20 protein-coding genes are annotated in these 20,489 nt (G+C 42.4%); 4 read left to right on the top strand and 16 right to left on the bottom strand.

The window, feature by feature from the left end:
* Positions 1–97 precede the first annotated feature (97 nt).
* Positions 98–1,186 carry a glycoside hydrolase family 26 protein gene (locus DUL71_RS03620; protein ID WP_114936770.1) on the top strand — a complete coding sequence of 363 codons (1,089 nt, stop codon included), beginning with the start codon at positions 98–100 and terminating at the stop codon, positions 1,184–1,186.
* Positions 1,187–1,241: 55 nt separating this feature from the next.
* On the opposite strand, the gene nhaA is transcribed toward DUL71_RS03620, so the two are convergent.
* Complete coding sequence (nhaA, locus tag DUL71_RS03625; protein ID WP_114936771.1) at positions 1,242–2,543, bottom strand: Na+/H+ antiporter NhaA; 1,302 nt, start codon at positions 2,541–2,543, stop codon at positions 1,242–1,244.
* Positions 2,544–2,654: 111 nt separating this feature from the next.
* On the opposite strand from nhaA, the gene DUL71_RS03630 reads away from it, so the two are divergent.
* The gene (locus DUL71_RS03630) at positions 2,655–2,927 is read left to right on the top strand and encodes a hypothetical protein (protein WP_154402311.1); all 273 of its coding nucleotides are present in this window, start codon (positions 2,655–2,657) and stop codon (positions 2,925–2,927) included.
* Here the strand turns inward: DUL71_RS03630 and DUL71_RS03635 are convergent.
* From DUL71_RS03635 to DUL71_RS03645, 3 genes are all read right to left on the bottom strand, one after another.
* On the bottom strand, positions 2,890–4,128 hold the full coding sequence (locus tag DUL71_RS03635) for an MFS transporter (protein WP_114936773.1): 1,239 nt from the start codon (positions 4,126–4,128) through the stop codon (positions 2,890–2,892). The two genes, DUL71_RS03630 and DUL71_RS03635, sit on opposite strands and share 38 nt — an antisense overlap.
* Before the next feature lie 171 nt (positions 4,129–4,299).
* Entirely contained in the window at positions 4,300–5,007 is a 708-nt protein-coding gene (locus DUL71_RS32345) for a hypothetical protein (RefSeq protein ID WP_208645468.1), read from the bottom strand.
* Between the two features lie 122 nt (positions 5,008–5,129).
* Positions 5,130–5,840 (bottom strand): DsbA family oxidoreductase, encoded by a 711-nt coding sequence (locus DUL71_RS03645; RefSeq protein ID WP_244228694.1) that lies wholly within the window; start codon positions 5,838–5,840, stop codon positions 5,130–5,132.
* Positions 5,841–6,048: 208 nt separating this feature from the next.
* On the opposite strand from DUL71_RS03645, the gene DUL71_RS03650 reads away from it, so the two are divergent.
* Entirely contained in the window at positions 6,049–7,287 is a 1,239-nt protein-coding gene (locus DUL71_RS03650) for a DUF3179 domain-containing (seleno)protein (RefSeq protein WP_114936775.1), read from the top strand.
* Positions 7,288–7,299: 12 nt separating this feature from the next.
* Here DUL71_RS03650 and DUL71_RS03655 read toward each other — a convergent pair whose 3' ends face one another.
* The 8 genes from DUL71_RS03655 to DUL71_RS03690 all read right to left on the bottom strand — a co-directional run bounded on the left by DUL71_RS03655 (position 7,300) and on the right by DUL71_RS03690 (position 14,087).
* Entirely contained in the window at positions 7,300–7,593 is a 294-nt protein-coding gene (locus tag DUL71_RS03655; protein ID WP_114936776.1) for a hypothetical protein, read from the bottom strand.
* Positions 7,594–7,815: 222 nt separating this feature from the next.
* Positions 7,816–8,037 (bottom strand): heavy metal-binding domain-containing protein, encoded by a 222-nt coding sequence (locus DUL71_RS03660; protein WP_114936777.1) that lies wholly within the window; start codon positions 8,035–8,037, stop codon positions 7,816–7,818.
* A gap of 3 nt (positions 8,038–8,040) precedes the next feature.
* Positions 8,041–9,489 (bottom strand): PepSY-associated TM helix domain-containing protein, encoded by a 1,449-nt coding sequence (locus DUL71_RS03665; protein WP_114936778.1) that lies wholly within the window; start codon positions 9,487–9,489, stop codon positions 8,041–8,043.
* Positions 9,490–9,492: 3 nt separating this feature from the next.
* Positions 9,493–11,850, bottom strand: coding sequence for a TonB-dependent receptor (locus DUL71_RS03670; RefSeq protein WP_114936779.1), 2,358 nt, complete (start codon positions 11,848–11,850; stop codon positions 9,493–9,495).
* A 289-nt stretch (positions 11,851–12,139) separates the two neighbouring features.
* The gene (locus tag DUL71_RS03675) at positions 12,140–12,511 is read right to left on the bottom strand and encodes a hypothetical protein (RefSeq protein ID WP_114936780.1); all 372 of its coding nucleotides are present in this window, start codon (positions 12,509–12,511) and stop codon (positions 12,140–12,142) included.
* A gap of 144 nt (positions 12,512–12,655) precedes the next feature.
* Positions 12,656–13,012, bottom strand: a complete 357-nt coding sequence (locus tag DUL71_RS03680) for a hypothetical protein (RefSeq protein ID WP_114936781.1) — start codon at positions 13,010–13,012, stop codon at positions 12,656–12,658.
* 240 nt (positions 13,013–13,252) lie between these two features.
* Positions 13,253–13,615, bottom strand: a complete 363-nt coding sequence (locus tag DUL71_RS03685) for a glycoside hydrolase (RefSeq protein WP_114936782.1) — start codon at positions 13,613–13,615, stop codon at positions 13,253–13,255.
* Between the two features lie 115 nt (positions 13,616–13,730).
* On the bottom strand, positions 13,731–14,087 hold the full coding sequence (locus DUL71_RS03690; RefSeq protein ID WP_154402312.1) for a glycoside hydrolase: 357 nt from the start codon (positions 14,085–14,087) through the stop codon (positions 13,731–13,733).
* Between the two features lie 294 nt (positions 14,088–14,381).
* On the opposite strand from DUL71_RS03690, the gene DUL71_RS03700 reads away from it, so the two are divergent.
* Entirely contained in the window at positions 14,382–16,601 is a 2,220-nt protein-coding gene (locus DUL71_RS03700; RefSeq protein ID WP_114936785.1) for a putative Ig domain-containing protein, read from the top strand.
* Positions 16,602–16,673: 72 nt separating this feature from the next.
* On the opposite strand, the gene DUL71_RS03705 is transcribed toward DUL71_RS03700, so the two are convergent.
* From DUL71_RS03705 to DUL71_RS03720, 4 genes are all read right to left on the bottom strand, one after another.
* Positions 16,674–17,582 (bottom strand): hypothetical protein, encoded by a 909-nt coding sequence (locus DUL71_RS03705; protein WP_114936786.1) that lies wholly within the window; start codon positions 17,580–17,582, stop codon positions 16,674–16,676.
* A 137-nt stretch (positions 17,583–17,719) separates the two neighbouring features.
* A complete protein-coding gene (locus tag DUL71_RS03710) occupies positions 17,720–18,163 on the bottom strand; it encodes a hypothetical protein (RefSeq protein WP_114936787.1) in 444 nt (147 codons plus the stop codon).
* A gap of 130 nt (positions 18,164–18,293) precedes the next feature.
* On the bottom strand, positions 18,294–19,331 hold the full coding sequence (locus DUL71_RS03715) for a fatty acid desaturase (protein WP_112567938.1): 1,038 nt from the start codon (positions 19,329–19,331) through the stop codon (positions 18,294–18,296).
* A 130-nt stretch (positions 19,332–19,461) separates the two neighbouring features.
* On the bottom strand, positions 19,462–20,463 hold the full coding sequence (locus DUL71_RS03720; RefSeq protein ID WP_114936788.1) for a YncE family protein: 1,002 nt from the start codon (positions 20,461–20,463) through the stop codon (positions 19,462–19,464).
* Positions 20,464–20,489: the final 26 nt, after the last annotated feature.

Raw genomic sequence — 20,489 nt, forward strand, 5'->3', positions numbered from 1 at the left:
TAGCCGGAAAGCTTTAATTTCAAATGCTGAATCATAAGCATCAATAAGAAGATAAGTGCCAAAGAATAGTTTTTTTAAAGGAATAATTATTTTATGCATGTTGGTTAGTAGTTCAACTGTCAATGCGCAACTATTTGAACCTGCTGATAAAAAAGCTACTGCCGAAACCCGGCAGCTTTTCTATAGTATGCAGCGTTTGCTGAATGTTGGTATAATATTTGGACATCACGATGATTTAGCTTATGGGGTTGGCTGGCGCGATGAGCCTGGACGCTCAGATGTGAAAAGCGTTACCGGGGCATACCCGGCCATGTATGGCTGGGACCTGGCCCGGATTGAGCATGATAGTATTCATGATATCAACGGTATTGCTTTTAAACAACAAAAACAGTTTGTAAAAGATGTTTACACGCGCGGAGGGATCAATACTTTTTGTTGGCACATGGATAACCCTGCCAATGGTAAAACGGCCTGGGATACAACGCAGCATACGGTTAAAGATTTGATTCCGGGTGGTACCTTTAATAGTGCTTACGTTGCCTATCTGGATCGGGCTGCAAATTATTTAGCAGATATGAAAGGGGCGGAAGGCGAAGCAATCCCTATATTGTTCCGCCCTTTTCATGAGCTTACAGGCAATTGGTTTTGGTGGTGTAAAAACACCAGTACGCCCGAGGAGTTTAAAACGCTGTGGCGCTTTACTATCGATTATTTGCGGGATAAAAAGAAACTGCATAACCTGCTCATTGTATATTCGGCGGCCGATTTTGAATCGGAAGATGAATTTCTGGAACGCTACCCGGGCGATGCATATGCCGATTTTATAGGATTCGATAATTATTGTACGCAAAGCGTTGAAGGTTATCAAGCTAAATTGGATAAACGCCTGGGTATTGTTGATGCCATCGCCGCGAAGCACCGTAAAATATCATGCCTGCCAGAAACCGGCTATGAAGGTATACCCATTGCTAACTGGTGGACAGATGTGTTACTGAAAACCCTTGCTAAACATAAAGTTTCATATGTAATGGCCTGGCGCAACGGAAATGATCATCATTACTATGTGCCCTATCCCGGTCAAACCAGTGCCGATGATTTTATAAAGTTTTATAAAAGTACGCAAACCATTTTTCAAAACAGGATAACGCCGCTAAGTATTTATGGTAAACCTAACTGGAAACAGTAGTTCATAGTTCATGGATGATAGTTCATAGCAAAAAGAAGGCGTTTTGCTTTTAGCCTTACGCTTTCTGCTTTAAAACAACCAATCCCGATATTCCCGCCAATAATGAAGCTAATAAGATCCCATATTTAGCCTGTTCAATCATTTCGGCCTGGTCAAAAGCCAGCGCCGAAATAAACAACGACATGGTAAACCCAACGCCGGCCAATAAAGCCACGCCGGTCATTTGTTTCCAGGTTGAACCTGCGGGGAGTTGAGCGCCAAACTTTACCATGAGCCAGGTAAATAACAATACGCCGGTAAACTTCCCGGCCAGCAAGCCAATGGTTACACCCATGCTCACCGGATTAATAAGCGACGAAAAAAAGTCATGACCAATCACAATTCCCGCGTTAGCTAAAGCAAAAAGCGGCATAATTACAAATGCTACCCAGGGGTGCAGTGCATGCTCAATTTTTTGAAGAGGAGTTTCGGCGTCAAGACTTAGTTTCTTTATGTTATCAATAAGATGGTGCTGTTCGGGAGTAATAAGGGTGCTGTTATTGGGTATTTCATTTTCGAAATCAATCAGGTATTGTTTTACCGATCGAGCGTAGCCCGCCTCATTGATCCGTGTGCGTGCCGGTATTGTAAAGGCCACCAGTACACCAGCAATAGTTGCATGAATGCCCGAGAGTAAAAAGGCTATCCAAACAGCAAAACCTATTATCAGGTAAAAGGGAGTGCTCCTGATCCCCATTTTATTGCCAATAAGCAGCAGCACCAATAACCAAACTCCAACAGTAAGCGGCATAAGTGCTATATGGCTGCTATAAAACAGGGCGATAACTAAAACGGCCCCAAGGTCATCAGCAACTGCTAATGCAGACAAGAAAACTTTTACTGATGATGGAATATGTTTGCCGGCCATAGATAATAGGGCCAATGCGAAAGCAATATCGGTAGCCATCGGGATACCCCAGCCATGGGCCGATGGTTTACCCGCGTTGAAAAGGAAGAAGATCAAAGCAGGTACAAGCATTCCGCCTAAAGCAGCGAACATGGGGAGTGATGCTTTTTTTACTGAGGATAATTCGCCGGCCATAAACTCACGTTTCAGTTCGAGGCCAATCACGAAAAAGAACAAAGCCATGAGGCCGTCGTTGATCCAGAGGTGCAAGGGATGGTCTAAAACATATTTATCAAAGCCTAAGGACAGTTTGAGATCCCAAAGCTCATGATAACTATGCTGAAAAGGTGAGTTTACCCATATTATGGCTATAATGACGCTGATAAAAAGCACAATACCACCTGTATGTTCCTGGTTTATGAATTTGCTTACCGGCTGTGTAATTTTATCAATAGGGTAGCTTTGTTTCATTGTTGCCTAAAATAAGTAATTAAGTTTGATTTCTTGACGAAATGCCCCTTCGAATACCACCCGGGTAAAACAAAAAGCGGCAGTAAAGTATTTACCAATAAAATATCAGCTATGAACAACTATCAGCAAAAATGGATAAATACATTGCAAAACGCCCACGTATATGGTTGGGAAATAAAAGCGCAGGGAGATGATATTTTTGTAGAGATGCCCCACGTTACCGATCTGAAACTGATCAGGGATAACCTGCCCGAAACGCTGGCGCTGATGGCTTTGGATATTAATTTACCGAAGGAGAGGCTGAAGTTTGTTTTCCACAACGGATACGAGCAGTTTGAGTACTTGCTTAATCCAGCTGCTGAGGATCTGGAACGGGAGGGCTAAAATCAACGGTTGCAGTTTCGTCGGGTAATTTTTCCTGGGTTTTATCCGAATCGATTTTGGCCATGGTTGATACCACCACCACCGAGATTCCCATACAGGCAATCAGGATAAATGAAGCACGAAGTGTGGCAATACCTGCTATAAAACCGATAACCGGCGGGCCAACTAAAAAGCCCATGAAGCCGATGGTTGATACAGCTGCCAAAGCTACTCCCGGTAACATTGTTTTTGATTTGCCCGCTGCGCTGTAAACCATTGGTACTACCGATGACACGCCCGCGCCAACCAGTAAAAAACCTGCCATAGCGGTATAAACATGAGGAAAAGCAACTGCTATTAACAAGCCTGTGGCAGTTAACGAACCGCTGACCTGTAAGGTACGTTTTAATCCAAATTTATGCGCGAACCAGTCGGCAACAAAGCGGCCACCCGCCATGGTGAACATAAATGTGGTAAATCCTATACCAACCAATGCCTGCGGAGCAAGTACAACCTTCTTAAAGTAAATCACACTCCAGTCAAACATGGCGCCTTCGCAAATCATCGAACAGAAAGCGATAATACCTAATTTGATAAGTGATTTATCCGGCATTACAAATACGGGGCCTGCATCAGTCACTTTATCATCTTTCAGGTAACGGGCGGCTACTGCAACACCAATACCTATCACTACCAGCATTAGTGAAAAATGATGAAATGGGGCAATCCCCTTGGCTATCATAAAAGTGCCTATGCCGGCACCGGTAAAACCGGCCAGACTCCACAAGCCGTGAAAAAATGCCATGATAGGACGTTGGTAAAGCTGCTCGGTAGCTACAGCCTGCGTATTTACAGCTATGTTTACGGAGTTGCTTGCAAAGCCAAAGCAAAGCAGGCATATGATAAGCTGGAAGGTATTTTGCGCCAGGCCTAAAGTTACCATTGCCATAGCGTAAACTAATAGAGCGCCAATAACCAGTTTTTTACTGCCTATTTTGGTAATGATCCAACCGGAGAAAGGCAAGGAGCACATCAAACCAACAGGCAAAGCAAACAATACAGCACCTAAACCCGCTTCGGACAAGCCCATGTTTTGCTGAACAGTGGCAATGCGCGATGCCCAGCTTGAGAAACTTAACCCCGCCATAAAAAACATAGCCCCTACGGCAATACGTAGTGTAAGTTTGTTGATGGTATCTTTTGAATTGGGTAAGTTGCTCATGTTAAAATAGTATTCATAGTGTCAATTTGACACTATGAATAAACCACACAAATATAAGGTAATTAATTATACTTTTAATAAGCTAAATCGTTTTTTACTTTTAGGTGGAATAATTGCGGTAAAATAGAAACCCCGACTTAAATATAAGCCGGGGTTTCTGTGTTTTGAGCCTTATTGTTTCAAATTAAACGAGCCCTGAACATTTCGGTGAATTTCGTCAGTAAAGAAATCCTGCATATCGGCCTGGAATGTTCCCTGAATGGTTCCGAGGTAGCCGCTTGTTGCAAATTGTGTAACTTTTACCTTTCCTAAGCCTGGCATAAGCTCAAGCTCGCCAATGGCTAATTTTTTCAGGTTGAATGTGCCTGTAGATTTACCATCAAAACCGAGGAACAAATCATAGTCGCCACCACCGGTTATATATGCGTCCCCGTCGGGTACCGGTGGGGTGTTAGAATCAAGAATGACTGAAAAAGAGGTTGTTTTATCGGTATAAGTCTTTCCGTCGATCTTAAATATAATAGTACCCACAGCGCCTATAGCTAATCCATCTCCGGTTATATTGGTAGCCCCGGGATCAGTTCCTGTACCCGTACCTGTACCCGTTCCGGTGCCTGTACCCGTTCCTGTACCTGTACCTGTACCTGTTCCCGTACCTGTACCTGTACCTGTTCCTGTACCAGTGCCTGTTCCTGTACCTGTACCTGTACCTGTACCAGTTCCTGTACCCGTTCCCGTCCCAGTACCTGTTCCGGTAGTCGGGGTTACTGCAATTGCTTTTGTTTCTTTGTCGGGGCCAAGTGGTGGATCGAGTTTACAACTGCTTATGGAGGCTGTTATAAATAGGAGAGTAATTACTTTATGGTAATTTTTCTTCATATGCATACAAAGGGTGTGATAGTTTATGGTTTTAATAATTTAAATATAAGTATTTTAACCCTTTGTACGCAAATATGATTTTTTGGATACAAATATATTGTGAAAAGGTTTGTGAAGATTTTTTAGCCGCAGTCTCCGTCCGGACTACATGATTCTCCTTCAATAATATCAAATGCGGGTTTAGGGTTTTCCAGTTGCCAGCCCGCGAAAGCTTTGGCAAGTGTATCTTTAAAAACCGCCACTTCCTGCGCGCCGGAAACCGCATATTTACGGTTCATTACAAAAAACGGAACGCCTCGTACGCCTAAGTATTGAGCCTCGGCAATGTCGTGTTTTACATCATCGGCATAGCTGTCGGTTTCAAGCGTTAGTTTAATTTCATCGGCGTTGAGGCCTATCGCTGTACCCAGCTCAATAAGGGTTTGGTTGTCATCAATATTGCGGCCTTCGGTAAAATATGCCTTAAACAAAGCCTCTTCGGCAGCATCGCCCAGGCCATGTTTTTTTGCCAGATGAGCCAGCCTGTGCGCGTTAAAACTGTTTGCTACTACCGATTTGCTGAAATCATAGGTAAGGCCGGCCTGAGCCGCCATTTGGGTAACATGATTATTCATCTGTTCGGCATGATCAAGTGTCCAGCCTTTTATATCTGCCAGATATTGATTAATGCTGATGTTGGGGTTGGTTTTAAGATCGGGATTTAGCTGAAAGCTTTTCCATTCAATCTCAATTTGATCCTTTCCATCCAACCCGGCAAGTGCTTCCTCAAACCTGCGTTTGCCTATATAACAAAACGGGCACATCACGTCCGACCATATTTCTACTTTCATCATTTCTTATTTAGTGTTTAAACAAATTTAATAGCTACGGTTGCTATCCCCGTAAGGGCAAAGTAAAATTTAAGCGCCGGCTATAACAGCCAGTTGCTTTTTTATTTCTACGATAATTTTTTGTATTTGTAAATTTTTATAAATTAGGAAATTATAAACCGATTATAAACTTTTGAGATTAAACCCATTGCTCAAGATTTATTGACTAAGCATGAGATGGAACAGTGCTAAAATATTCTGGATAGGCATTATCCTGCTGGTAGTGCCGGGTCTTATTCATGCTTATCTGTTAATGCCCTTTCCCGGCAGTCAGGATCTTAATGCCATAACCGTTTGTTATTATCTTGAAAAAGTGATTATGCCTCTGCGCCTGATCGGAATGCTGTTTATCGTCTGGTATCTGTTTAAATTCTACAATAAAAATACCTTTAAACAAAAGGCCGTTAAAGCTGCTGTTTTTGTACTTTGTTTAGGCAGCTTTTACATCACCGATTATATGTATAAAGCCGAAACCATGTTTAAAGAAACAGAAAAAGCTGTTTTTACAAACGGTTTGAGCAATCATGTGCCACTAAACTACCTGGTGGTTGGTGTGGTAAATAACGGCGTAGCAAAGGCTTACCCACTCATATATCTCGGTTATCATCATAAGTTACAGGATGAGGTAGGTAATAAACCTGTATTGGTTACTTATTGTACCATGTGCCGTACCGGCAGGGTCTACAGTCCGCTTATCAACGGAGTGAGGCAAAACTTCAGACTGGTGGGGGCAAGGCATTATAACGCTATTATTGAGGACGAAAGCACAAAAACATGGTGGTATCAGGCTACAGGGAATGCTGCCGTTGGTAAACTTAAAGGTCAGCAATTAACGGAATTGCCCTATGAGCAGATGACGCTTGCTTCGTGGTTACAGAAACATCCCGAAACGCTGATCCTGCAGCCCGACAGGTTATATACTGCTGATTATGCCGACTTAAAAAACTATGACCGCGTACAGTTTGTTGATCGCGATAGTACCTTAAAAAATAAAGATTCCCTGATGCGTAAAAGCTGGGTTATTGGGGTGATCATCAACGGAAGAGCGAAGGCCTACGACTGGCGCCACATGTATGCCAAACGCCTGCTTAATGACGAACTAAACAAAAGCTCGCTACTTATTGGTATCGAAAAGGACAGCCTGAGCTATCACGCCTGGAATACTTCGGTAAACGGCAAAACGCTTCATTTTAAATTGGACGATAAAGGCATGCTTACCGATGAAGAAACAGCTTCGGTTTGGGATTGGGATGGTTTATGCCTTTCCGGTTTGCAAAAAGGGCAGCGCCTTGCCAAAATACAGGCTTACCAGGAGTACTGGCATTCATGGAAACATTTCCATCCCGGTACTACTTTCTGGAAAGGAGACGAATCGCTGGAGCAAACGGCATCTATCTACCCGCCTTTTTAATAAACAACCTGATTAAATAGCGGTAGCTATTTTGCTGATATCTTCATTGCTGAGCAGGCTATCTTCTGATACGTTAGGGTAATACTTATTCAGGATTTTTTGAATAAGCTGATAGCTTTCAATGGATTGAATTGGAGCAGAGGCCAGTTCTGTAATGGTTGAGCCGATGAGTTTAAGTTTTTTAGCCTCGTATTGATTGATCACGAAATCAGAAGTTTTCTTACTGCGACTTTGTTGTATGAGTTCATCAAGTTTCTTGATCTCTTCAACCAAGTCAATAAGTTTTAATACTTCCACCTTTTTCATCAGCGCCAAAATTAATGAATTATTTGTAACAAGGGGTATAACCGCGGATAAGTTGATTTGTTTGTAGGAATGAGACGGGTGAACCGCTCAATTGTTACGAACTTTTAAAATACTATAAAAGCGTCATTGCGAGGAACGAAGCAATCGCGAACTATACAGGGTGGAGCTGCTAATCGGGGATTGCTTCGTGCCTAGCAATAACGTTGTGGACAGATATCGTCTTTATTTCTTATCCTCTGTAGTGTCCCTTTCAACCAAAGCCATGCCGCATTTAGGGCAGGTACCGGGTTTGTCAAAAGTAAGATCGGGATGCATGGTACAGGTGTACTTACCTTTTTTCTTTACAGTGGCGGTGCTGTCGGTTTTGCCGGTGCTTTTAACCGAACTGCTACAGGCGCCAAGTGCAAGGCTGGCTAAAGCCAAAATGATAAAGCTTTTTTTCATTGATTACTTGTTTTTAATGAATGAGGCAAGGCCGAATAATGATACTACCAGCACACCTAAGGCAGCCAGCATACTCACAATGTCACGGATATCCTTACCCGCCCAGGTCATGCCGAAATACTTGTGTAAAAATATAAAAGAAAGCCCTTCGGCCCTGTCAATACCTGCAACTTTTGTAGCCAGTTTTGACGATGTTGTTTCAATGTACCAATTGCTGCCATCGGCGTAGCTCACCCGCTCAACCGGGAGGCGTTTGTTGATGAATCCATACTCGTTATCAAACTGCTTTACCTGGCTAACTTTTACCCGGCCATAAAACTTATCCGGATCCTGGACGGTATGGTAATAGGTACTTAAAAAGCGGGCATAATCCTCATCTCCATTAATTTGTTCTTTGCCGGTTAAGGTATTGAAGTAGGAAATATGCTTTTTGTTATCGGTTACCTGGTAATATGTGTTACCGCTAAAGTTAACTATGGCCACTCTTTTTACAAGACTATCAGCAATAGGCATTTGCAGGTTTGAGATGGATAACTGTTTCCTGTCTATCACCTGCCCGTAATCGGGCTTTGGTGTTTCGGTATTGTGCAGTTTTACTACAAGGTGAAATGCACCGCTGATCACAAACGTAAACATCACAAAGGAAACGATTATCCCAATTTGCCGGTGATAACGATGTACAATGCGTTTATCCTCGCTGCCGTTTTCTTTACGCTTTTGGGTGACGGATTTAAATTTCTTCCACATTAAACCATAAACGGTAAGGCCGCTGATGAGGGCGAACAGCATCACTATCATAATGCCCAGCAATACTACATTCCGGAAAGTATCTCCGCCAATATCGGCCAGAAACTGCCAGGTATGGAACTGCTCAAACAGCCACAGGAAAACCTTACGGGTATTATTATTGAACGTCCCCATGCGGCTTTGCGCGGTTTCAATGTAAATATCCATCCCATCCGGGCGATCAAAACTGATTTTCCAGACAGGTAAAAGATGATTGATGGGCTGGTATTGCCCATCAAATGTTGTTTGGTAATCTATTTTTTTGATTTTAGATGTCGAATCCTGCGTAAAATAGCGTGCCAGGTAAGTGGCATATAGCTTGTCACCATCTTTTAATAATACACCATCATTGGCCGAGTAGTAATTGTACACGCTATCTTTATCCAATACCTGGTAATAGGTATTATGGTTAAAATTAACCAGTCCAAAATTCCGGATAGCTGTAATGCTGTTTTTATCCAGCACCTGCTGAATGCTTAGTGCCGGCTTCATCTCGCTTTGCGGCAATGGTTTAAATACTTCTTCCGCAATTGACGGCCTGAACCAGTTGGACATGAACGGGTGCGAAAGCCCGCTCAATGTCCAGAATATTACCGGGATGAGGGCTATTAAGCCCAACATCCGGTGCCATTTATAAAACTTGCTTTTTACTGCTGCTGATGCCATTGATCAATATTTTGAAAATGAATAACTGATGCCAAGGGTATATGTACGCGGAGGGGCGGCGTTGTAAGTATCGCCGTATTGGCTGCTGGTTACTGTTGTGGCGTAAAGCTTATTGGTTAAGTTCAATACATTGAACCAGATGCCCGCGCCTTTCAACACGCTGCTTTTTACATCGTAACCTAAACGCAGATTATAGATATCATAACCCGAATAAGTTTTGGTATTGGCTGGGTTGGTAAAATATTGGTTAATGTGCTGCCACTCTGTTGCTATCCTAAAGCCGGGCAGGTATTGTGGTTTGTAAGTAAGCTCGGAGTTTGCTATCCAGGCCGGAGCATTGTTCATGCGCTTGCCATCATAGTTGGTTACGGTGTTGGTGCCTGTTGTGTAATTGGTGGTCACCTCGCTATACTCAACATAGGTATGTTTGGCGTTGGTACCGCTAAACCTGAAGGTTAGTTCTTTAACAGGGGCTACGGTAAGCGAGTATTCGATGCCGCGGTGACGTGTAGCACCGGCGTTTTGGTTTTGGGTGGTGTTATCAGGCAGTAACTGGTTAATGATCTCGTTATGGCCTTCCAAATCAAATATGCTTAGCTCAAAGTATAGCTTTTTATTAAATGCCGAAAACCAGCCGCCTGCTTCGTAATTATCAAAAGTAGCTTGTTTAAGTTGTGTAAGCTGACGAGAGCTGTATAAATCGCCGGTTTCTGGTGGTTGGAAACCTACGCTGTAGTTGGCATAAATACCTTTGTTGTTACCAAAGTTATAGGTGATGCCCAGCTTGGGGGCCACAATATTAAAATTGTTGGTTTCCTGCTGTTTATATTTGGTTTGCCCTGCGGGGATCTCATTGTCAAAATTATAATGAACCCTGTCATAACGTAAACCGCCTACTATACGCAAAGCTTCTACTGGCTTGATCTCGTACTGAACGTAAGCAGCTGTGTTGAATAACTTGATCTTGTAATTATCGATATACCTGCCGGTGTTGGTGAAGCTGGTGTAATAGTTGTTGGCTACATCTTTGGTTATGTCAAGGTATTGAGCATAGTATGAACTCGGGCTATCATCCATATAAACACCGCCAATTAATCTCGAATGCAGGAAATCAAAATCAACCCGGTGTTGCGCCAGTAAGCCGTAGCTGTTAAATTTTTGATCGTTCACTTGCCCGTTGCTGCTTTTGTAAACGCCGTTTGCATCGCGAACATCGGATATAAAATAGCTTGGCAATTGCGCGGTTGAATTGCCGCGGAAAAACAGGGTTACAAAAGTGCTGTTCTTATCGTCCCACTGATGATCTAAACGTGTACTGGCACGGAACGATTTTACCTTACGATAGGTAAAGCGCTGGTTTGATCCATAGCTGCGGTCATAAAAACGGGCGCTGTCTAAACTACCAGGAGTTTGGGTATTGAGGTAGTTATACGCTGCCGAAGTTGTGAGTTTAGTTTTGGCGCTGAAATCATAAGTGGTTTTGAAATTGGCAGAGTATTTATCAAAATCAGAATAATCCTGCCAGCTATCGGCATGGTGGGCTACATATCCGCCTACATACAAGCCAAACTTACCTTGCGTAAACCCTCCATCGGCATCTACACGACGGTAATGGTAATTATCGCCTTGAACAGAAACATTACCTGCATAACCGGTAGGCGGTCCCTGGGTAATAAAGTTAACCGCTCCGCCAATGGAGTTACTGCCATAAAGTGATGATGCCGGTCCTTTGATCACCTCGATATCTTTAACCCCCGACATGTTAATTTCATAAAGCGAGTTATGGTTAAAGATTCCCGTAGGGCGGATAGGCACACCATCTTCCATATACAAATAAAGTGCATTATAAGTAATAGGCTGGCGGATAGCCATGGTATGTTGCTCGTTGCCCAGGTTCACCATGTAAACGCCGGCTACTTTGTTCAGCAACTGATAAAGCGCTGTTGCTTTGGTATCCTTGATCTGGGTCGAATTAATCTTGCTGATGGCAATAGGAGCGTCTTGCCTTGCCTGGCCTTCGCGGCTTGCCGTTACTACAACAGGTTGCAAATCCACAGTTGAAGGCTCTAACGCTACGTCAAGTTTTGAGCCTTTTATGGCAGATACTTCAACAATGCGGGCACTGTATCCCACCATGGCAAATTTGATTTGGGAGATGCCCTGTACATTGATGCTGTAATGGCCTTTGGCATTGGTCATGCCCAGCTTTTCGCCTGTTTTAGCATCAGTTTTACAGATAGATGCGCCTGCGATGGCCTCATGGGTAATGGCATCTGTAACGGTACCCTGGAGTGTTGTTTGGCCGTAAGCCAGTGTTTTAGTAAGTATAAAAGTTATAAGTAGGATTAAATATCGTTTCATTATATAGTATTACAGGAGTTGCCTCCCGGTGTAAAAAATGGGTAGAGTAGGGTACTATATGTCATTGCGAGGAGGAACGACGAAGCAATCGCGAACTATGCAGATTCAGTCTACAGAGGGACGCAATTGTCATTTTTCAAATCCAATGACAATTGTTTTTTGATTTAGGGAATGGATATATGCCATACGTGCGCAATTACCACGTAGATATAGCAATAGCATAGTTGTAGTTGTATAACTGACATAGCTATCCTATACCATCAATCAAAAACCAATAAAAATGAAATGATTATCCTAACTGGGGAGGCTGGAATATCGTAACCGGGCGATCGGCCGGTACGGTTGGGGTGTAGGGGGTTGAAATAACCTGCAACAGGCTGGAGTGGAATTTAACATCAGTTGAGCTGATGACATAAACCTCCTGAAAGAGGCTCTTTTGCGACTGCCTTTCGTCGCTGGCCTGCTTGTCCTCTGCCTGTTTGATCTTTTTCGCGAAGTAACATTTACCATCGCAATGCAGCCAGGGTCTGTTCCTGTTTTCGCAAAGCTTGGTGGCAATGTAGTTCCTGTTCAGTTCAAAACCCGCGAAAATGAATAATCGCGAGAAGTTGACCGTGATCAGCGAAAAGATGAGTAAATAGGCTGTAATACGTTGCAGCATGGCGCAAAGGTACACCCTGCGAGCTTAATCCGCAACTTTAGTTAAAAGTCGGTAGGCTTAAGTTCTAAGTCGAAAGTCTGAAGTCCAAAGTCCAAAGTCTCCATTCGAAACTGACTTCCGACTCAAGACTTAGAACTTAACACTTTATTGCCCCCGTTTCAACGTAGCATGCATATGCTGGCCTTTGTAAACCAGGTTCATACCGATAGAGTCCTGGTAAACCTTACCGGTATGGGGCGAACTGCCGCCCGGTACCGGGATGCTGAACGAAAAATTATCGCCGTTGATCATGCCATCGGTAATGGCAACATCGCCTTGGGGAGCATGGGCTATACCCGTAAGTTTGCCGCTATCTATCTTAAAAGTATAACTTAAGGGGAAATGGTCATCGCCGGGAAGCTTTAATGAACCTATCCATTTGCCGTTGATATCGGCCATTGAAATAAAACTAAAAACGGTAATAATAACAAACGCACTAATCGCCAGGAACTCCTTTTTCATTGTTGATATAGTTTAAGCAGATGCCTATATGCAGTAATTTTAAACTATATACAATTTTGTTGCCTTTAAGTTTAAATAAAAAAGAAAAACCTTACCAAGCGGTAAGGTTTTTCTTTTTTATATTTTAAATAGTGTGGCTCTGCTGTCATGCTAAGCTTGTCGAAGCATGGTGGGTGGGGCATCCGTGCGAATCTTCGACAAGCTCAGACTGACAGGCCCTTACCGCTTAGTGGCACATTCTTACTTCTTCTCAACCGGCCTTTTTAATACCGAGCTGCTTTTTGAACCGTTGATATCCAGTTCAACACTGATTGAATCGCCCATGAATTTACCGGTATGTGGGATCACGATACCGCTGGTAGCTACGGTAAATGAAAAATCGGTGCCGTTGGTTTTACCTTCTTTAATGTCAACATCTCCTTCCGGGGTTAAAGCTGTTCCGGTTAATTTATCGCCGTCAACTTTAAAGTTATATAATAATGGATATTCCTGGCCATCGCTTGTAGTCAGTTTACCTGACCATTTGCCGTTTAAATCAGCTATTGCCGCAAGGCAAATCATAAAGCAACTTACCAATAAAGTAGTAGTAAAAATCTTTTTCATAAAATTGAATTTTGGTTGAGATAAATATAAGAACCTTGATTTATAGGATGAAATGATTACATGATATTTTGTGCTATTTAAATATCGTGTAATCCTTAAATCAGGAAAATCAGGGTTACTGAGCTCTTTTTAAAGTGCTATGGGCTTTTGAACCGTTAGCTTCGATATCCACACCAACAGAATCGCCATAAAATTTACCTGTGTGGGCGATATGAATATTTTCGATACTAACTGTAAATTTAAGACTATCACCTGTTATTTTGCCATCTTCGATAGGCATGTCACCTTTAGGAGTTTTGGCAGTGCCGGTAAGCTTATTGCCATCTATCTGAAAATTATAAAGCAACGGATAAACCTCGCCGGTTTCTGTTTCAAGTTTACCTTCCCATTTACCGGCCATTCCGGCAATGGCTGCAAAGCAGGCCACGAAGCAGGCTGTTATAAGGGCTAAGGTTAAAAAAGCTTTTTTCATAACTTTTGATTTCGGCTGTAAATGTATCATCGATATTAAACCAGAACGTAAACTGTACATTAAGTTTACCGTCGGTATCTTTGATAATTACATGGCAAAAACTGTACTAAAGCAACCCAGTATCATATAGGAAAGGCACCTTTTTACTTTTATGTGTATTTGTAAGGTTTTTGTTGATAATTTGATATAAATGTTAACAATACATTTCTAATTATTCAAAATGATTGTACCTTTAAAAAGCATACACTAACCTGGCGAAATCCTGTTTCGCTATACACTATTAAACAACCTATAATGATAAAAAAGATTTTTACCGCGCTGCTTTTGCTGGGCGGTAGTTGCCTGGCCGCTTCGGCACAGGACGTTCAGCTTAACAAGGGCTGGAAATTTGCCGTTGGCGACTCTACCCAATGGTCGTCGCCAACGTTTAACGATCAAAACTGGCAGAATATTGATGTCGCCCATTCCTGGGAGCCACAGGGGCATCCAAATTATGATGGTTTCGGCTGGTATCGCATTCATGTGGTGATCCCTTCATCACTCAAAGAAAAGGCGTATTTAAAGGATAGTTTGAGGTTAAATCTTGCCAGCGTTGATGATAATGACGAGGTATATTTGAACGGAAAGCTGATTGCTAAGTATGGCGGTAGAAACGGAACTATAAAAGATGGTAATTATGGTCCGCGTACTTATAATATTTCAGCGTCTGATCCGGCAATTTTGTGGGATAAAGAGAATGTACTGGCCATTCGTATTTATGATACCGGTGGTGATGGCGGTATTTATGGCGATAATTTCAGCATCGGTATGGCCGATGTAATGGATCACGTGTCGGTAAATACCGATGGCGATTTTACGTTTGGCGAAAATAACAGCCTGGCCAAAGCGGTTAAACTGATCACCACCAATAAGTATCAATACCAGGGCACTTTGGCTTTTAAAGTAACCGATCCGGAGACCGGTGCGGTGATCTACGAAAAATCTAACCCTGCAAACTTTACTGCCGGTAAGCCATTCACTTATTCGTTCGTGATTGCCCGTTTAGCTAAAAAATCATATACCATTACCTATACATTCAGTGATCAGAAATCGGGGAAGGAAATTGTTAGAACTGAAACTACACCTTATGTACTTACGCCTTACCCATCGGCCAAACCCAAAATTAACGGTGCCGATGTTTATGGTGCGAGGCCGGGGAATCCGTTTCTGTATCTGATCCCGGCTACAGGTAAAAAGCCGCTTAGTTATAAAGCTGATGGACTGCCGGATGGTCTAAAACTTGACGCCGCAACCGGTATCATTACAGGCGTGGTAAGCCAGAAAGGTGATTACCCGGTAACACTTACTGTTACCAATAAATTAGGTAACAAAACAAAAATGCTTACCATTAGCATTGGCGATAAAATTGGCCTTACCCCGGCTTTGGGATGGAACAGTTGGAACGCCTGGGGATTAAGCGTGAATGATGAGAAGGTGAAAATATCGGCCAAAGAAATGTCAGATAAACTGAGTGCTTATGGCTGGAACTATATTAATATTGATGATGGATGGGAAGCAGAAAATCGTGCTGCTGACGGAGCTATTGTAGCCAACAGCAAATTTCCGGATATGAAAGGTTTAACCGATTATGTACATAGCCTTGGTTTACACACCGGCATCTACTCATCGCCGGGGCCACGTACATGCGGCGGCTTTTTGGGTAGCTGGCAACATGAAGACCAGGATGCCAAAACTTATGCCGATTGGGGATTTGACTATTTAAAATATGACTGGTGCTCGTATTCGGAAGTTACACCGCCGCACCCTGATCTGCCGGCGCTTAAGAAACCTTATGAATTGATGCGCTCGTCTTTAAACAAGGTAAACCGCGATATTATGTTTAGCTTTTGCCAGTATGGCTGGGGCGATGTTTGGAAATGGGGGGCCGAAACCGGCGGTAACAGCTGGCGTACTACCGGCGATATTCAGGATACCTGGAGAAGTATGAGCGATATTGGTTTTGGACAAGATCCAGCTTCACCTTATGCGGGCCCGGGACATTTTAATGATCCGGATATGCTGGTGGTGGGTAAAGTAGGATGGGGCCCAAGCCTGCACAACAGCCGTTTAACTTATGATGAACAATATACCCACATCAGTTTATGGAGCCTACTATCAGCGCCTTTATTAATTGGTTGTGATATGGGGCACCTGGACAGGTTTACACTTAGCTTATTGACCAATGATGAAGTGCTGGCCATAGATCAGGATGCTTTAGGTAAAGGTGCAAGGCAGGTTTCTAAAACCGATGAGCAGCAGATTTGGATGAAAGAACTTACCAAAGGCGAAAAGGCTATAGGTTTCTTCAATACATCTGACAAATACCAAACTGTTAACCTTGATGCTAACGATAAGCTGTTAAAAGGCTTTACCAAAGCGCGTGATGCCTGGGAGCAGAAATACCTGATAGCAGTGAACCATAAATATACTTTTAAAATACCACCGCATGGCGTAAAGCTTATCCGTGTGATGTAAAGAAATTTATATAACAAAAAGGCCTTTATCGGATAGATAAAGGCCTTTTTGTTATGTTGTAATTACCGTGGATCAATTGGGTACATCGTAATGATATATTGGCGAAAAAACGCCCTCGCTGGTGGTGTAATAGCCTTTACCATCGGGCTGAAAACCTATAGCTTCTCCCTGCTTTTCAACCTTGTATTCCAATTCACGTGGTTGGCGAACCATGGTGTCCCAAATAGGCTCGTTATGCTGGCGGCGCCAATAGTAAACCTTGTCGTAGCTTTTCAGTAGTATCTGTTGCCCGTCTTTGGAGATATCACCGGCTGTGATCCATTTAAAAGGCTTAAAACCCGAAAAGAACAGTTTACAGCGCTTGGTTAATACAGTTGTTGTATGAGCTTTATAATTTAAGGGTGTGGTATAAACCCCAACGGTATCACCTCTTTTACTAACAATGATCAATTGCTTATCAATAGGGTCAATCATCATGGTTTCAGCATCTTTAGCGCCGTCGGGATATTTAAAGTTTGCGCTCGCAACCGGGGTATTTACATTTGCAGCGTTGTCTGTAGCCCACGATTTTTTTTCGATTGCACGGTAAATCGTAATGAATGGCCTGTTTTGCGCATTATCGCCTATATCGCCAATGTAAACGTAGCTTTTGCCTTTTTCCGGGCCCGGGCCAACATCTATGTCTTCGCAATCTTGTACGCCAAGTTGGTGGATACTATCACCTTTAAAATAGATAGTTGATTTTAGCTTACCTGTTGAACTTATTGCAAAAAAACGGCTGGTATCGCCGCTATCATTATGTACATAGTAAGTATCCGGATTAAGGGACGAGGCCGCGATGCCCGACGTTTCATCCATTTCCTTATTATTAAGGGTGCCTGTAATGTCCTGCTTGTCGAGTAGCCTGTGCTTGGCAAAGGCCCCCATAAAAAGCAGGGATATGATGGGTAGTAATATATTTAATTTTTTTGATCGGCTCATTCTGTTTCTTGCAAACAATAACGCAAATAAAGCGCATTAGTATGAAGTTGACATTAATTATTTGATTTTGTTACGACTATATGAAAATTTAACAGTCGACAACAGGCAAAATGAGCAATATTCGTACCATGAAGTTTTTATGCCGATTCAAAAGCATGTAATAAGGCGTTTTGCCGGAATATTTCTGTCGGGCTACGGTAGTCTGCCAGTTCAATTTCCTGAACGTATTTGCAGTTGCAAGGATGGCCGGGTGCTATAAAAACAGGCATGTCATAACCTTGCTGCTGGTAGTAAGGGGTGATGAACGCTTTCACCGGGAGATCATTGGCGGCAGAAACAACTTCGGGCGTTAATTTCTTTAATGGCTTCAGAAGCAGTTTAATTTCGCAAAGTTTAAAGTTATCATAAAGCGGGATCCAGCGTATCACATCATCAATATTAACAGCTATGGCATTATGTTTTACACCTATAAGCGTACCGATATTAACGTTGCTGTTATTTAATAAACTAATGATTACAACCTGCTGACCAATATAACGGCTAAAAATCAGGAGTTGATCGGCTACGCTTATATGTTTCATTTTGCTAATTTTATTAGCAAAATACGTAAATTAGTTAGTAAGATACAAGAAGTAATTGAAATGAATAGGTAGTTTTTATGGAAACCAATGTTAACAAAAAAGGACCCTTTTAAGGTCCTTTTTGATTTTCTTATTTTTCAACTTCTACAAGTTCCGACTTTGTTGGCTCGGCTTTGGTGAGATCGATATCTGGTTTTGAAATGTCTGTTAACGCTACACGACCGCGATCTTTACGCAGGATACGGTTAAACAGCGAGATCTCCCTATCGAACAAAAACTGGAAAAACAGCTTAGTCCATGAGGTATGATAGTATAAAGTATCGTAGTACTCAGGAGCGGTTTTCCTGATCTCAGGAAGTTTGTTCCATGGGATAGAAGGAAAATCATGGTGCTCATTGTGGAAGCCTACGTTAAAGGCTACCGCGTTGAAATTACCGTAATAACTATAAGTTTCCTGTTCTTCGGTAACAGTAAGGTAATGCTCCTGGATCCAGCGGGCACCCAGCGGGTGAAGACCAACTGAAAATGAAAAGCTTAACAATAAAAACGCTACGGCATGCCAGCCCATAAAATAAGCTATGGCAGTTGTAAATGCGGCCTGTAATAACCAGTTAGTCAGGATCCAGCCATCAAACGGGTGAATTTCCCTTAAACGTGATAGGCGGAACAACTGGAATACCGGGAAAAACAGCAGCCAGATTGCTTTGCCAAAAAATGAATTACTGATTAGTTTTGCTTCCCAGCGGTTTGGTAAATCGGCATCAAGTTCATGTACACCTTGAAAAGAATGGTGTTTGATATGATATTTTTCGAATGAAATTGCGCTTGGCAGTATTTGCGGCAAATTGGCAAACATGGATGCCCAACGGTTAGCGTTACGATTTTTAAAAAGTAACTGGTGTGTACATTCGTGTATCATTACAAACAGCGCATGATCGGCAAAAGCGCCAAGCAAATAGGCCGCCCCGAAAACTATCCACCATGATTGATCGCGCACAAACCAGGCTAATACTACCTGGAAAGCTACCAATCCAATAATGGCCCATATGGTTTTTGGATTTTTACCGATAAGCTTACGCAGTTGCGGAAACTCTTTCAAGATTTTTTTTGTACGGATGCGATGAGGTTCAGACTCCTGGGAATAAACAAAATCAGTCTTTTTAATCATATAGTGTTAAAACGTTAAATATACTGATAACGTGCACAAAAGTTCATTTTTTTGTAAAAATTAATTAACTAAAACAAGAATATGCAAAATCTTCATGATCAATTCATGTAAATTTTATATAAAGTTTACTTTAGTTTTGTTTGAAAACAAGCACTTTAAAAGTGTTGGGAATGGCTTTACGTGTGCCGGGTTCAAATTGAGCTACACTCAGATATATCTTGTGGGTTTTTGTATCCAGCGCCATAGTACGGGCCCTTTCGGCGGTTTTCAGGGATTGGACAACCTCATATTCATCTGCAGATTTTTGTTTTATGATAGTTGTAACGCCATCTCCGCATGAGCAAAAAATTAATTTAGTTTCCGGGTCATAAGCTACAGCGTCAACACCGGCGCCAATTGGCAAGGTTGTGGTTACTTTACCTGTTTTGATGTCGAAAACGCTTACGCCTTTATTTTCACGGCAAACAGTGAATAATTTTTGATTAACTGCGTCAAGCGCTAAGCCTGTAGGTCCGCCGCAAGGGGCAAGGGGATAGTTTTTAATTACTTTAAGACTTTTGCTGTCGATAACATTCAGGCTGCTTTTATCTTCAAGGTTATTATAGATTCTGCCTTTGCCATCCGATACCGCGAATTCCGGGCCGCCGCCAAGAGCTACAGTACCAACCTGCTTAAGTGTTGCCGGATTAATAACGGATGAATTATCGCTTTCGCCGTTGAAAGTGAAAATACGATCCGAGTATGGATCATACATAATGGCGTCAGGGCCATTAGCGCCTGTCAGAGCTATTGTAGTGATTGTTTTAAAAGTTTTCAGATCAAAGACTACTACCGAATTGGCTTTGCCATCACTGATGAAACCCCGGTTTAGTTTGTTCACTATGGCGATACCGTGTACCCCCTTCATGTTATCAATAACACCAACAGGTTTTTCAGTATCAAGGTTGATTACGTTTACTGATGTGCTGTGCGATACGTAAAGATTGCGGTTAACCTTATCTATAGCAAGATAATCGTAACCGCCATCGCCCGGAAGCGCGATAGTTTTATCGGCTACATAGGTTTGCGCGTTCAGCTTAAAAGGAGCCAAGCCAGCAATAAGCATAGCCACAGCCAGAATTTGTTTTTTCATTTCTCGGGATTGTTTATTGGCATGAA

The organism is Mucilaginibacter endophyticus (genome assembly GCF_003351025.1).
Taxonomy (GTDB): Bacteria; Bacteroidota; Bacteroidia; order Sphingobacteriales; family Sphingobacteriaceae; genus Mucilaginibacter; species Mucilaginibacter endophyticus.